The following is a 12,967-nucleotide window of genomic DNA, read 5'->3' on the forward strand; positions in this document are numbered from 1 at the left end:
TTATGCGGGGAGCTCTGGCAGGGTTCCCCGTTCCACCACCGAACATGGAAAGATCCGGGCCTCGGGATAGCGATCCGGCTCATCCAACATGGCAACCATCAGCTCGATCGAGGAATTCACGATCTGTTTGATCGGTTGGTGGATCGTGGTCAGATCAATGTTTTCCCAGCGCGACATTTCCATATCATTGAGGCCTATGATGCCGATGTCGTCTGGACAGGACAGGCCCTTATCTTTGATCGCTGAGAGAACGCCAATGGACAGAACGTCATCGCCACAGAAATACCCTTCTGCAGGCTGGTCGTCCAATAAACGCAGCATTTCTTTGCGCCCGGCCTCGTGGGAATAGGCCTTGGCGAAGCTTTCCGTCAGCCGCACATCAGGGTGCAGAGCCATTTCTTCGACAAATCCTTTATGACGGTCTTGGGTCGAGGTCGCATCCCGTGGACCACCCAAGAAGGCAACATGTTTATACCCCCGCGCCATCAGCGCACGCGCCGCCATGCGACCCGTCTCGACGTTGTCGATGCCAACCACATGCACCTTGGGTGACGAGGATGCACGCCCAAAAGAATGTACCACCGGCACGCCGGCATCTCGAAAGGCCAAGGCGAATTCTGGCGGCAGAGTCGAGGAGGCCACGACCACGCCATCAACGGAATATTGCCGCAACATACGCACCGAATTCTCGGGATCACGCTCTTCGGTCAGATTGACAAGCAAAGGCCGCAAGCCACGCTCCTGCAAGCCACGGGTGAAAAGATCAAAGACCTCCAGAAAGATCGGGTTGTGGAAGTTATTGGACACCAGACCAATCAATTTCGTCCGTCCCGTGGTCAGCGACGAGGCCAAAGCATTCGGACTATACCCAAGCTCGCGCGCAGCCTTTTCGACCTTGCTCCGCATCTTTTCAGAAACCGACGCCCCATCGGTAAACGTCCGAGACACCGCAGACCGCGACACCCCCGCGCGCTCTGCAACCTCTTTCAATGTGACGGGCATTTTCGACTTCCTTGGACTTCTTTTAGGACCTTCTAAACCTTTTTTACATTGGCTGCAGCAGTAAATACCAAAATTAGCTTTTTGCAACCGGTTGCAAAAACGGAGCGAATGTGGTTAAGTTGAGTCGGAGCAATGTGAAAATTGCTCGTAAAATTTACGAGTGTGAAATCTGGGAGGATCACATGACATCATTCACCAAGAAACTGGTCTTGGCTGCAGCAGTCGTTGCTGCACCTCTGATGGCCGCAACTTCTGCGGCTGCAGATGGCGAGAAATATATTCTGGTCAGCCACGCCCCTGACAGCGACAGCTGGTGGAACACAATCAAGAACGGCATCGCGCTGGCGGGCGACCAAATGGGCGTCGAAGTCGAGTATCGCAACCCACCAACCGGTGACCTTGCGGACATGGCGCGTATCATCGAGCAGGCAGCAGCGAGCGGCCCGAACGGCATCATCACTACCCTGTCTGACTATGACGTTCTGTCCGGTCCGATCAAAGCGGCTGTGGACAGCGGCATCGACGTGATCATCATGAACTCTGGTACACCAGAGCAGGCACGCGAAGTTGGTGCCCTGATGTATGTCGGTCAGCCAGAATATGACGCAGGCCTCGCAGCCGGTATCCGCGCCAAAGGCGACGGTGTGGGCAGCTTCCTCTGTGTGAACCACTACATCAGCTCGCCGTCCTCGACTGAGCGTTGCCAAGGTTTCGCAGATGGTCTGGGCATTGAGCTGGGCAGCCAGATGATTGACTCCGGTCAAGACCCTGCAGAAATCAAAAACCGTGTTCTGGCCTACCTGAACGCAAACCCAGACACTGACGCTGTTCTGACCCTCGGCCCAACCTCTGCAGACCCAACTCTGTTGGCTCTGGACGAAAACGGCATGGCGGGTGACATTTATTTCGGCACCTTTGACCTTGGCGAAGAGATCGTCAAAGGCCTGAAAGCGGGCGTCATCAACTGGGGTATCGACCAGCAGCCATTCCTGCAGGCTTACCTGCCGGTTGTTGTTCTGACCAACTACCACCGCTACGGCGTTCTGCCAGGCAACAACATCAACTCTGGTCCTGGCTTCGTCACCGCGGACGGCCTGACCCTGGTTGAAAAGTATGCCGGTGAATTCCGCTAAGACCCCTAAAACCAAGGGCGGCGGTTTCTGCCGCCCTTATTTTTTGTACAATCCCCTACATCAGTAACTCGTGGAGCCTTCCATGTCCGACGCAAATACCTCGGGCGTTGATGAGCGCATCAAGCAGCAATCTCGTATGCGCCAGGCCCTGATCCGACCCGAATTGGGCGGCATCTGTGGCACCATCATCGTCTTTGTCCTCTTCTTTATCTTCGCCAGCGACAGCGGCATGTTCAACGCGCAAGGCGTGATGAACTGGAGCGTCGTTTCCGCCCAATTCATGATCATCGCCGTGGGCGCCTGCCTCTTGATGATCGCCGGAGAGTTCGACCTTTCGGTTGGTTCTATGATCGGTTTTTCCGGCATGATGATCGCGATCTTTGGCGTGACCCTCGCCTGGCCGATTTGGATGGCCATCATCGTGACCTTCATTATGGCAATGGCGATCGGCTGGTTGAACGGCTTTATCGTTGTGCGCACAGGTCTGCCGAGCTTTATCGTGACATTGGCCTTCCTCTTTATCCTGCGTGGCTTCACCATCTTTTTGCCGCAAGTCATCGAGCGCAAAACTATCATTGGCGGTATCAAAGACGCAGCCGAAGGCGACTGGCTGGGCGCGGTCTTTGGGGGCAAGATCCTGACGGGATTGTTCCAGTGGTTTGGCGATATGGGCATCATTGCCACCTTTGAGCGTGGCACACGTGCGGGACAGCCGGTTGTGGACGGCATCCCAATGTTGATCGTTTGGGCCATCGGCCTCGTCATCGTCGGTCATATCCTGCTGACCCGCACCCAATTCGGCAACTGGATCTTTGCATCTGGTGGCGACGCTGAGGCGTCACGGAACTCTGGTGTGCCGGTGAACCGCGTCAAGATCTCGATGTTCATGTTCTCTGCCTTCTGCGCGACGGTCTTTGCGACCTGCCAGGTGATGGAGTTCGGCTCTGCAGGTGCTGACCGTGGTCTGCTCAAGGAATTTGAGGCCATCATCGCCGTGGTCATCGGCGGCGCGCTTTTGACGGGCGGCTATGGCTCTGTGATCGGCGCTGCCCTTGGGGCTTTGATTTTTGGCGTCGTGCAGCAGGGTCTGTTCTTTGCAGGCGTCGAAAGCTCTCTGTTCCGAGTGTTCCTCGGCGTGATCCTCTTGGGCGCGGTGATCCTGAACACCTACATCCGCCGCATCATCACGGGGGAGCGCTGATATGTCTGACGTGAAACCTATCATCGAGATGACCAATATCGAGAAGCACTTCGGCTCGGTCATCGCGCTTGCGGGCGTCTCTGTGAATGTCTTTCCCGGTGAATGTCACTGTTTGCTTGGCGACAACGGCGCTGGCAAATCGACCTTCATCAAAACCATGTCCGGCGTGCATCAGCCCACCAAAGGCGAGATCACCTTTGAGGGTGCGCCAATGCATTTCAACGATCCGCGGGACGCGATTTCAGCGGGTATCGCGACGGTGCACCAGCATCTGGCGATGATCCCTCTGATGTCGGTTAGCCGGAACTTTTTCATGGGCAATGAACCGATCAAAAAGTTCGGGCCGATGAAGTTCTTTGACCATGAATACGCCAACCGCGTGACCATGGAAGAGATGCGCAAGATGGGCATCAACCTACGTGGCCCGGATCAGGCGGTCGGCACTCTGTCGGGCGGTGAACGTCAGACCGTAGCGATTGCCCGCGCGGTGCATTTCGGCGCGAAGATCCTGATCCTGGACGAGCCGACCTCGGCCCTTGGTGTACGTCAAACGGCCAATGTTCTGGCCACCATCGACAAGGTGCGCAAACAAGGGATCGGCGTGGTCTTTATCACCCACAACGTGCGCCATGCGCTGGCCGTTGGGGATCGCTTTACGGTGCTGAACCGCGGCAAGACACTGGGGACTGCGAAGCGCGGAGAGGTCACGCCGGAAGAGCTGCAGGACATGATGGCCGGCGGTCAGGAAATGGTCGCGCTAGAGGGCAGCCTCGGCGGCACCGTCTAATAGCGCCTTACAACAAAGCAAAACCCCGCCAGTTCCGGCGGGGTTTTTCTATGCGGTCTGTTCTTGTTGCAACTTATCGAGCATCGCGAGGATATCCGGATCCCTCCGCGCCTGCCGCGCTCGCTTCCGATGCCACTCAAGCGCCTCTTCATGCCATTTGCGGATATCCTCGATCCGTAGGAACCGTTCTCGGATCTGCATCGCGGCATCGAAGTTTTCGGCCAAGGAAAGACCCTCCTCGACGCTATGATCAAAGCGCCGCCAATAGCCGTCCTCGATGGTTTTCGTGTGGTGGTTGGCCCTGCCCCGCAGCTTTTTGACCAAGAAACCATCCAAAGACCGCAGCGCATAGTGGTTCAGTTGCGCGCCCGCGTAGCCATAGTTCCCCACAGCAAAGAGCGCCTTTTCGATCTCTTCTTCGGTCAAAGACGTACCATCGGGCAGGATCCAATTGATGCCCTTCGGGCCATCGGCCAGAAACGGGCGATGCACGCCAAGTCGGGCGAATTTTGGTGAATTGCGATGCAGCGTTTTGAAGAACCGGTTCTCGGTGGCCGCGCCCTCATAGGCAATGGCCTTTGTGAACTGGAGCGGCACAGGGGTATCGGTGATCTCTTGAACACCCGCATTGCCAAAGACGCGCCAGACAAAGGAAATCGCATCGACCTCGGGGTACATGCTGATCAAACCCGGTAGTGTCCCATCCCCGACGTCGATCTGTAGATATTCGTCCACATCGATGACCATCACCCAATCGGCCTCGCGCACGGCGGGTTCATATTGCGCCCACATCAGAGCACTCTTGTGCGGCCCCCGCCGCATCACGCGATTAAAGCGATGGTGCACGCAGCCAAGCCGGTTCAAACAGCGAAGAATATGATCGGTCGGGTCAGAGCAATCATTAGTGAAGACCACAAAATCCGTGACGCCAAGGCTGCGGTAATGTGCGATCCAGTCCAGAATATAAGGACCTTCGTCCTTCATCGTTGTGACAACGGTGATCTTCGGAGCCCGATCACTGGCGGTCTGCGTCTGATCAAACACGCGGTAATATTCCTTAACAAACAAATCGTTACTTAAAGGTCTTTCCTCATGTCTATCCAAGGCTGGACTCGCTGTCCACAACCCAAAATAGAAAACCGCCGCTACCCCAATCGGAAAGCGGCGGTTCCATCACAAGATTTCGGCATTCCCTACCGCGGCACGGGTTTGATGGTCAGCGGCGCGTCTTCGGCCAAGAGGATGCGGTGGCTGTCGCCCTCGGGGTCTCCGTACTGACGCGTACGGAGCGTCCAGAGAAAGGCGATCAGCGCAACACCCGCAAGCATCAGAGAGATCGGGATCAAGAAGATAATTGCATTCATTTTACACCTCGCAATCGATATCCATTCGCCATGACGACGATGGATGAGGCCGACATCAGCAGGGCCGCCAAGGCCGGGGACAAAAGACCAGCTAGAGCAAGTGGCACGGTCAAAACATTGTAGAGGGTCGAGAACGTCAAATTTTGGTGGATCAGACGGCGCGCACGACGCGACAAGGCCATCGCCTGAGACACGCGCCGCAGATCCGGTTGGGTGAGCACGATATCAGCAGAGGTCTGCGCGATCTGCGTGGCTTCGGCGAAGCTGACCGAGACATCGGCGGCGCTGAGCGCGACAGTATCGTTGATCCCATCGCCGATCATCATGACGCTGTTGCCTTCGGCCTGCGCGGCCTTGAGGATGTTGAGTTTGTCAGCAGGAGTTTGACGTCCGAGCCAATCTGCAATGCCCGCGCTTTTGGCAAAGCGTTCAACTGCCGTTGCGCTGTCACCGGACAACAGCGTGACAGGGCGGGCGACATCTTTCACACTGCTTAAGAACTCGGACAGACCCGCGCGCGCATGTTCTTCGAAGGTGATCGGAGTAACCACGCCATTTTCATCGCGGTAAAATAGTGAGGCGCTTGTGTCCTTTGGCTTACCTACAAAAGCAGCACTCCCCAGCCGCGCGCCGTCAGGGCCTTCGATGCCTTGCCCGGCAACTTCCTTGGCATTGCTCACCGCAGCCACAGAGCCATCATCAAGGGCGCGCGCCAGCGGATGGGCGCTGGCAGCAGCAAGCGCCCGAGCCGCTCCGAGGACCTCAACGCTGAGCGAGGCCGCAGGGGTCAGTTGTGGCAAGGACGCTGTCCCGGTCTTGTCGATAAAGACCTGATCAATGTCGCCGAGCTGCTCCAAAGCGGCCCCAGATTTCACAACGATCCCCGCCTTCAGCGCAAGGTTCATGGCACGCGATGTGACCGCAGGCGTTGCGAGCCCCGCCGCACAAGGGCAGGTCACAATCAAGACCGCGACGGCGATCATGAGAGAGTCCGCAAAGCTCGCGCCAAAGGCAAAGAACCACATGAGAAAGCCCAAGGATCCTCCGCCCAGAACCAACGGAATATAGCCGCGCGCGAAGTGGTCAGACATCCGTTGCAGGCGGCCTTTGTGGGCGGTAACCTCTTCGGCCATTTGTGCCAGTTGGCCAATTTCCGACGCCTCTCCGACATGAGTGACGCGGACCTCAACAGGCCCATCCAGAACAATCGCTCCGGCCGCCAACCCCGCGCCCTTCGCGGCCGCTCGCGGCTTGGTCTCACCAGTCAGAACGCTTTCATCGACATGCACGAGGTCCGACAAGAGCGTGCCGTCGGCGGGCAAGCGCTCTCCGGATTTTACGAGCACCATGTCGCCCACAATAAGCTCGGAGGCGGCCAGAACGGTCTGCGTGCCGTCATGTTCCAGACGCGTCGCGCGCACGTCCATCAGACCGCGCAGGTTTGCGGCGGCGTCGCCGGATTTTTCATGCATCAGGCGCTCTAAAACTCGACCAATCAGCAAGAAAAATATCAGCGCGATCACAGCATCGAAATAGACATGCTCTGCGCCTCGGACGGTTTCGACCAGCGACGCTATGAGCGTCGCGAGGATCGCCAACGAGATCGGCGTGTCCATCGTCATATGCCCTTGGCGCAACGCACGCAGCGCGGGGCCATGGAATATCGAGCCGGAATAAAGCGCCACAGGCACCGCAATCGCAGCCGAAAGCCAATGCATATATTGCATCGTACTTGGCCCCATATCGGTCGCAGCACCAAACCAGACGGACATGGAAAAGGCCATGATATTCATCATGCCCACCGCCGCCACGCCAAGACGCGGCAAGAGGGCGGGCCCGGTATCAACCGGAGCCTCAACCGCGATCTGTTCTGCCTGATAGCCCAGACCCAGAATGGCCGCGCGCACCGAGTCCAACGATTGCACCGCCTCATCCCAAACCACACGCATGCGTTTCTGGGTGGCATTGCCCCGTGCCAGTTCGACGCCGGGGAGACCCGCGAGGCTGCGTTCGATTTTCAAAACACAGCCCGCGCAGCGCACGTCGGGCAAGGCAAAGGTTTCGCTTGCGGTGCTCATTTCGCAGCCCCCGATGTGTCCTCGGTCAGGGGTTGGCCCTGATAGACCTCAATCGCCAGCGCAATATGGTGGGATTTGATCGCGATGTAGCCCACAAGCAGCCCCGCGATCAGGATCCAGTAGAACCTTGCGCTTTTGCGTTCTCGCTCAGCTGTCGCCATGCTCCCGTCCTTGCCAGATAAGGTAGAGCGTCAGCTGACGGATCTCGGTTTCGCTGAGGCGACCGGACCAGGCAGGCATCACACCCGCGCGGCCGTTCTCCAGTGTCTCGGCGATCTGATCGCGGCTGCCGCCATAGATCCATTGATCGTCCACAAGGCTCGGCGCGCCGGTTTCAAAGCCCCCGACCCCGCCTTCGGCGTGACAGCCCGAGCAATTGTCCAGAAACAGCTCGTCCCCGCGCAACGCGGCCTCGTCGTCATGCTCTTGGCCCGAGATGCTAAGCACATATTCAACGATGTCGCTGATCTCTTCATCCGGCAGCATGTCGTCACGACCAAAGGCCGGCATCTCGGCGAAACGCGTGTCTTCGTGGCTCGAGTTAATGCCCACCTGCAGCGTATATTCGATCTCTTCAGGCCAGCCGGACCAAAGCCAGTGGTCGTCCACCAGGTTCGGGAAGTTGGTTTGCCCTTCAAGGTCACGCCCATGGCAGACCGCGCAGTTGTCGCGGTAAAGCACGGCGATATCGTCTTCGAATTTGGCCTGCAGGGTTGGGTCTTCGGCCAAAGTGTCCAGATCGGTTTCGGTGAACACGGCGTAGGCCTCGGCGCGCTTGGCCTCGCCTTCGGCAACGGCTACGTTCACGGCCTCGCGCGAGGAATAGCCGATTGTGCCTTTCAGGTAATCACTGGTCGAAGGAAACGACGGGTACAGCACCCACAAAAGGGCCGCCACCGTAATCGAGGCCCAGAGCCAGATCCGAAACGCCCATGGCATCGGCGTGTTCAGTTCTTTGATACCGTTCCATTCATGGCCAGTTGTTTCCTGACCGCTGACTTCATCAAATTCAGGTTTCATTGGCGGATATCCTCGTCGCCAAGGGGGCTTTGCGCCGCGTGGTCGTACATTTTGCGTCGGGACGGCCAATAGGTCCAAAGGGCCGCCAGAATGAACACAACAAAGAGGTAAACAGCGCCCCAGGTCTTGGAAAAGACCAGCACCGTGTCGTGGATTTCAGAGCTCATCGCGCGATCTCCTCTTGGTCAATGCTGTCAAAATCCACCAAAGTGCCGAGCATCTGGAGGTAGGCGACGATGGCGTCCATCTCTGTGACCTCATCGGGATTGCCGTCAAAATCGCGCACGGCGAGGTTTTCGCCATAGAGGTCATAGAGTTCGAACTCATATTCCGCTTCCGGGTCGGCCTGACGTTCCGCATCCCGTGCTGCCCATTCGATTTGCTCGTCCGTATATGGCACGCCTGCTGCGGCCAGAGCGGCCAGGCTGCCCGAGAGATACTTGGTGTTCAGTCGGGTGTCCGAGAGGAACGGATAGCCCGGCATCACAGAGCCTTCGACAACTTCGCGCGGCGCTTCCAGATGGGCCACATGCCATGTGTCGGAATATTTATTCCCGACCCGCGCCAGATCCGGCCCGGTACGTTTAGACCCCCACTGATGCGGGTGGTCATACATCGACTCCGCCGCCAGACTGAAATGCCCATAACGGTCCACATCCGAGCGCAGGGTCCGGATCATCTGGCTGTGGCAGGCATAGCAGCCCTCGCGCACATAGATGTCCCGTCCTGCCAATTCGAGTGGCGTATAGGGGCGCATGCCCTCGACCTCTTCGACTGTGTTCTCAATCGTGAACAAAGGCGCGATTTCAAAGAGTCCCCCCAGCGAGGCCACCCCAAGAATGGCGAGAGCAAAGGCGATCCCGTTGCGTTCTAGTTTTGCGTGTTCCATCAAAGTTACTCCGCCGCAACGGCCAGTGGTTTGGCGTCCGCGCCTTCGTCAGGCAGGCGGGCACCGCGCACGGTCATGTAGATATTGTAAGAGCCGATGAGCGCACCCAAGAGGTAGAGGAAGCCGCCGATCGCACGCATCCAGTAGTAGGGGATCATCGCCTCGACAGTGTCGATAAAGGCATAGGTGAAGGCGCCGGATGGCTCATAGGTCTGCCACATCAGCGATTGCGTGATGCCGCTGTTCCACATCGCCGCGACGTAGATCAGCGTGCCGCCCAGAGCGAGCCAGAAATGCCAGGCCTCAAGGCGCAGGGAATAGACGCCGTCGCGTTTCCAGATCCAAGGCACCATCTTGTACATCGCGCCAAAGGTGATGAAGGCCACCCAGCCGAGCGCGCCCGCATGCACGTGGCCGACAGTCCAGTCGGTATAGTGGCTGAGCGTGTTCACAGGGCGGATCGCGAGGAAAGAGCCTTCAAAGGTCGCCAGACCGTAAAACAGCATCGCCACCATCATGAAGCGGATCGCCGGATCCGTGCGGACTTTGTCCCACGCGCCATTCAACGTCAGCAGACCGTTGAACACGGATCCCCAACTTGGCACCAAGAGGATGATCGACATGGTCATGCCAAGATACTGCACTCAATCAGGCAGCGCCGTGTAATGTAGGTGGTGAGAGCCCGCCCAGAGGTAAAGGAAGGTGATCCCCCAGAAGCCCAGAATGGACATGCGATAGCTATAGATCGGACGTCCTGCGGCCTTGGGCAGGAAGTAATACATCATACCCAGAAAGCCTGCAGTCAGAAGGAAACCAACCGCGTTGTGGCCGTACCACCATTGGGTCATCGCGTCCTGAACGCCCGCGAAAAGCGGGTAGGATTTCGGCACGTCGATAGACACAGGCACGGCGAGGTTGTTCACCACATGCAGCATCGCAATGACGACGATAAAGCCGAGGTAGTACCAGTTCGCCACATAGATATGCGGCTCTGCACGGCGGGCCAGCGTCTTCAGATAGAGGTAGAGGTAAGCCACCCAGGCAAAGAGCAGCACGAGGTCGGCATACCATTCAGGCTCGGCATATTCTTTGGATTGGGTGATGCCAAAGGGATAGCCAGTGACCGCGAGCAAAACAAAGAGGTTGTAGCCTCCGAAAACCAGCCACGGCAGGGTCTCACTGGCGAGCCGTGCGCGTGAGGTACGTTGCACCACATAGAAGGACGTCGCAATCAGCGCGTTGCCGCCAAAGCCAAAGATCACTGCAGTCGTGTGTATCGGACGGATGCGGCCGAAGTTGGACCAGGACATATCGCCGTTGAGGCTTGGAATGGCCAGCTGCCAAGCAAGGATATCGCCGACCGTGAAGCCAATCACGCCCCATGCGAAACAGGCCAGAACGCCCCATTTGATGACGTCATCTTTGTATTCCAAGGGGATCTCTGGCTCGGGATCCGTGACCTTGTTCAACTGCCACATCAGCGCCCAGCCCGCGGCCAAAGCAATCAGCCAGCCATGGAAAATATAGGCACCCTCACGGCCAAACCCCAAGATCGAGACGCCCAGCGCCAGGATGATGAAGGTTGCAGCCAGCAGGAAATATTGTTCGACGATACGTGTCATTGCAGGCTCCCGTCCGCGTCGTCGCGATAGAATTCAACTTTGAATCGCACATTGCCGCGTGGTGCCACGGAATGCGGCTCTGCCGGGTAAATCGTGGCAGGCTTGGTCGCGGTGACGACCAGCGCAGGCAAGTCCTCGCGCATGTACAGAAGCTCTCCTTCGGCCACGATGATCTTGCCCCAAACGCCGGCTTTGGTGTTGTGATCACGGCGCAGGGCCTCGGGGATCGTGTCTTGAGTGAACTCAGGGGATTCAGAATATTTGGTCAGGGTCTGAGGGAAGTCAGTCATGAGATCAGCTTTCAAAGAGGTCTGCATAGGCGTGCCAGGTGGCATAGCCCAAGAGAGGGAAGATCGGGATCAAAGCGATGAGGCCGGTGGCGAGGCTGATGCCAATCAAGGCGGTCACCAAAGCGCCCCACATCACAGAGAGGCGGAAATTCTGGGTCGAGGCGTTGAAACTCAGCGCCATGGCCGAGAAGCCGTCGATGTCGCGATGCACGAGCATTGGAAAGGAAAAGGCGGCGACGGCGAAGCCCAACGCTGCGAAGAGGCCTCCGACGGCAGATCCCACCAGGAACAGGCCAATGCCAGCAGGCGTTGTGAACATGGTCATGAGGGTCTCGGCGAAGCCTGCAAAGGGTCGCAGGCCGAAAAAGACGGCGAACAGCAAGGTCGCTGACCGGATCCAGGCCAGAGCCAGCACCATCATCACGACGCTCACCAGAAAGATCTGACCTGGCGCAGCGATACCCCCGCAGCCAAGTCCCGCGCGACGGCGGCTGACACGATAAAGGCCCACCGTCGCCATTGGCCCCAGCATCATCGCCCCTGCAATCACCGGCAGGATCATCCACCCCTGCCCGATCGCACCAAGGCCCAAGGCGATGCCCCAGCCAATGACGGCAAGCGCAAGCCCAGTCAGGATCGAGCGCGCAAAATGCGCTCGAAAATCGGCCCAGCCAGCCTCAAGCCAGCGCAACACGACGATGCCGGACGGCTCGTCTATGTGACGTGCCGGTTTTCTAAGATGTTCGGTCAGTTCCATGACACCACCATTGTATTTTTGAATTAGACCCTGGGTCACACCGCCGGAGTTAAAGAAGGCGGACCGTCCTGAGGTTTTCTGAATTGCACCAGGCCGAATTGCAGGCTTTCGCCAATGCGGTTTGCAAGGGCGACAATGCTTAGAGCTGTTGACTCAGGTAAAACGTCGTGCGCGGCCTGTTCAAAGATGCCAAGCCAGATCGGAAACTGCTCTGGCAAAATATCGTTGTTGGCCAGATGCTTAAGCATAGGATTGCCCGAGAAACTGCGATCTATCCCCATTGCATTGCGCCAAAAAGACGCAATTTTCGCCTCGTGATGGCGCCAGATTTCACCGTCTGTGCCGATGGCACGCAGGAAGACCGGCCCAATGTCCGGATCCCTGCGCACGCGCGCATAAAATTCCGCGACCAAAGTGTCGATTTGTTCTTCGGTGATGGGGAATTTTTGAATGCCCAATTTAGAGCCCCTTCAGATAGGCGACGATGTTGTCCAAGTCCTCATCTTTCTTCAGACCCGGGAAGGACATTTTGGTGCGTTTTACCACGCCCTTGGGGTTTGCCAGAAACGCGCGAAGCGTCTCGTCGTCCCAAACGAGGCCCGAGTCAGCCATGGCTGACGAATAGCGGAACCCTTCAACCGCCCCCGCCGCACGACCAGAGATAGCCTGCAGATGCGGACCGGGCTTGCGCTTTTCTGGATCAGCGCTGTGGCAGGCCGCGCATTTCTTAAAAACCTTCTCACCAAGGGCCGCATCGCCCTCTGCCTGCGCCATAGTTCCGACCGCCAGAGCAGCGGCGGCGATAAGTGGAAAACGAAGCATGA

At 57.8% G+C, this 12,967-nt stretch carries 15 protein-coding genes and 1 pseudogene; 3 read left to right on the forward strand and 13 right to left on the reverse strand.

The features are described from left to right. Window positions 1–1,002 (reverse strand): LacI family DNA-binding transcriptional regulator, encoded by a 1,002-nt coding sequence (locus WG622_RS08650; protein ID WP_339403228.1) that lies wholly within the window; start codon window positions 1,000–1,002, stop codon window positions 1–3. Between the two features lie 182 nt (window positions 1,003–1,184). On the opposite strand from WG622_RS08650, the gene WG622_RS08655 reads away from it, so the two are divergent. The 3 genes from WG622_RS08655 (at window position 1,185) to WG622_RS08665 (ending at window position 4,123) form a co-directional block, all read left to right on the forward strand. Continuing rightward, a complete protein-coding gene (locus tag WG622_RS08655) occupies window positions 1,185–2,135 on the forward strand; it encodes a sugar ABC transporter substrate-binding protein (RefSeq protein WP_339403229.1) in 951 nt (316 codons plus the stop codon). 82 nt (window positions 2,136–2,217) lie between these two features. Then, on the forward strand, window positions 2,218–3,336 hold the full coding sequence (locus WG622_RS08660) for an ABC transporter permease (protein ID WP_339403230.1): 1,119 nt from the start codon (window positions 2,218–2,220) through the stop codon (window positions 3,334–3,336). A gap of 1 nt (window position 3,337) precedes the next feature. Then, entirely contained in the window at window positions 3,338–4,123 is a 786-nt protein-coding gene (locus WG622_RS08665; protein ID WP_339403231.1) for an ATP-binding cassette domain-containing protein, read from the forward strand. Window positions 4,124–4,171: 48 nt separating this feature from the next. Here the strand turns inward: WG622_RS08665 and WG622_RS08670 are convergent, their stop codons facing one another. The 12 genes and pseudogenes from WG622_RS08670 to WG622_RS08725 form a co-directional block, all read right to left on the reverse strand. Further along, window positions 4,172–5,167, reverse strand: coding sequence for a glycosyltransferase family 2 protein (locus WG622_RS08670; RefSeq protein WP_339403232.1), 996 nt, complete (start codon window positions 5,165–5,167; stop codon window positions 4,172–4,174). Window positions 5,168–5,316: 149 nt separating this feature from the next. Further along, on the reverse strand, window positions 5,317–5,487 hold the full coding sequence (ccoS, locus tag WG622_RS08675; RefSeq protein WP_339403233.1) for a cbb3-type cytochrome oxidase assembly protein CcoS: 171 nt from the start codon (window positions 5,485–5,487) through the stop codon (window positions 5,317–5,319). Continuing rightward, window positions 5,484–7,565 (reverse strand): heavy metal translocating P-type ATPase, encoded by a 2,082-nt coding sequence (locus tag WG622_RS08680; RefSeq protein WP_339403234.1) that lies wholly within the window; start codon window positions 7,563–7,565, stop codon window positions 5,484–5,486. The genes ccoS and WG622_RS08680 overlap by 4 nt, the downstream gene beginning before the upstream one ends. Next, the gene (locus WG622_RS08685; RefSeq protein ID WP_303963920.1) at window positions 7,562–7,726 is read right to left on the reverse strand and encodes a hypothetical protein; all 165 of its coding nucleotides are present in this window, start codon (window positions 7,724–7,726) and stop codon (window positions 7,562–7,564) included. The genes WG622_RS08680 and WG622_RS08685 overlap by 4 nt, the downstream gene beginning before the upstream one ends. Then, window positions 7,713–8,585: a cytochrome-c oxidase, cbb3-type subunit III gene (ccoP, locus tag WG622_RS08690; protein WP_339403235.1), complete on the reverse strand. Its 873-nt coding sequence runs from the start codon at window positions 8,583–8,585 to the stop codon at window positions 7,713–7,715. Before ccoP ends, WG622_RS08685 begins: the two co-directional genes overlap by 14 nt. Continuing rightward, the gene (locus WG622_RS08695; protein ID WP_339403236.1) at window positions 8,582–8,752 is read right to left on the reverse strand and encodes a cbb3-type cytochrome oxidase subunit 3; all 171 of its coding nucleotides are present in this window, start codon (window positions 8,750–8,752) and stop codon (window positions 8,582–8,584) included. Before WG622_RS08695 ends, ccoP begins: the two co-directional genes overlap by 4 nt. Continuing rightward, window positions 8,749–9,474, reverse strand: a complete 726-nt coding sequence (ccoO, locus tag WG622_RS08700; RefSeq protein WP_339403237.1) for a cytochrome-c oxidase, cbb3-type subunit II — start codon at window positions 9,472–9,474, stop codon at window positions 8,749–8,751. Before ccoO ends, WG622_RS08695 begins: the two co-directional genes overlap by 4 nt. 5 nt (window positions 9,475–9,479) lie before the next feature. Then, window positions 9,480–11,096 (reverse strand): annotated as a pseudogene (gene ccoN / locus WG622_RS08705) (cytochrome-c oxidase, cbb3-type subunit I). Next, window positions 11,093–11,386 carry a TehB family protein gene (locus tag WG622_RS08710; protein WP_339403238.1) on the reverse strand — a complete coding sequence of 98 codons (294 nt, stop codon included), beginning with the start codon at window positions 11,384–11,386 and terminating at the stop codon, window positions 11,093–11,095. Before WG622_RS08710 ends, ccoN begins: the two are co-directional and overlap by 4 nt. Window positions 11,387–11,390: 4 nt before the next feature. After that, window positions 11,391–12,143: a DUF2189 domain-containing protein gene (locus WG622_RS08715; protein ID WP_339403239.1), complete on the reverse strand. Its 753-nt coding sequence runs from the start codon at window positions 12,141–12,143 to the stop codon at window positions 11,391–11,393. Between the two features lie 35 nt (window positions 12,144–12,178). Next, the gene (locus WG622_RS08720; RefSeq protein WP_339403240.1) at window positions 12,179–12,601 is read right to left on the reverse strand and encodes a group III truncated hemoglobin; all 423 of its coding nucleotides are present in this window, start codon (window positions 12,599–12,601) and stop codon (window positions 12,179–12,181) included. Between the two features lies 1 nt (window position 12,602). Next, window positions 12,603–12,965 carry a c-type cytochrome gene (locus WG622_RS08725; RefSeq protein WP_339403241.1) on the reverse strand — a complete coding sequence of 121 codons (363 nt, stop codon included), beginning with the start codon at window positions 12,963–12,965 and terminating at the stop codon, window positions 12,603–12,605. Between the last annotated feature and the right edge of the window lie 2 nt (window positions 12,966–12,967).

Source organism: Cognatishimia coralii, assembly GCF_037478305.1.
Lineage (GTDB): Bacteria > Pseudomonadota > Alphaproteobacteria > Rhodobacterales > Rhodobacteraceae > Cognatishimia > Cognatishimia coralii.

Coding starts and splice junctions, on each gene's coding strand:
- ccoP (WP_339403235.1), bottom strand. CDS start 8,585: ATGAAACCTGAATTTGATGAAGTCAGCGGTCAGGAAACAACTGGCCAT.
- WG622_RS08665 (WP_339403231.1), top strand. CDS start 3,338: ATGTCTGACGTGAAACCTATCATCGAGATGACCAATATCGAGAAGCAC.
- WG622_RS08715 (WP_339403239.1), bottom strand. CDS start 12,143: ATGGAACTGACCGAACATCTTAGAAAACCGGCACGTCACATAGACGAG.
- ccoS (WP_339403233.1), bottom strand. CDS start 5,487: ATGAATGCAATTATCTTCTTGATCCCGATCTCTCTGATGCTTGCGGGT.
- WG622_RS08695 (WP_339403236.1), bottom strand. CDS start 8,752: ATGAGCTCTGAAATCCACGACACGGTGCTGGTCTTTTCCAAGACCTGG.
- WG622_RS08650 (WP_339403228.1), bottom strand. CDS start 1,002: ATGCCCGTCACATTGAAAGAGGTTGCAGAGCGCGCGGGGGTGTCGCGG.
- WG622_RS08710 (WP_339403238.1), bottom strand. CDS start 11,386: ATGACTGACTTCCCTCAGACCCTGACCAAATATTCTGAATCCCCTGAG.
- WG622_RS08680 (WP_339403234.1), bottom strand. CDS start 7,565: ATGAGCACCGCAAGCGAAACCTTTGCCTTGCCCGACGTGCGCTGCGCG.
- WG622_RS08660 (WP_339403230.1), top strand. CDS start 2,218: ATGTCCGACGCAAATACCTCGGGCGTTGATGAGCGCATCAAGCAGCAA.
- WG622_RS08725 (WP_339403241.1), bottom strand. CDS start 12,965: ATGCTTCGTTTTCCACTTATCGCCGCCGCTGCTCTGGCGGTCGGAACT.
- WG622_RS08655 (WP_339403229.1), top strand. CDS start 1,185: ATGACATCATTCACCAAGAAACTGGTCTTGGCTGCAGCAGTCGTTGCT.
- ccoO (WP_339403237.1), bottom strand. CDS start 9,474: ATGGAACACGCAAAACTAGAACGCAACGGGATCGCCTTTGCTCTCGCC.
- WG622_RS08685 (WP_303963920.1), bottom strand. CDS start 7,726: ATGGCGACAGCTGAGCGAGAACGCAAAAGCGCAAGGTTCTACTGGATC.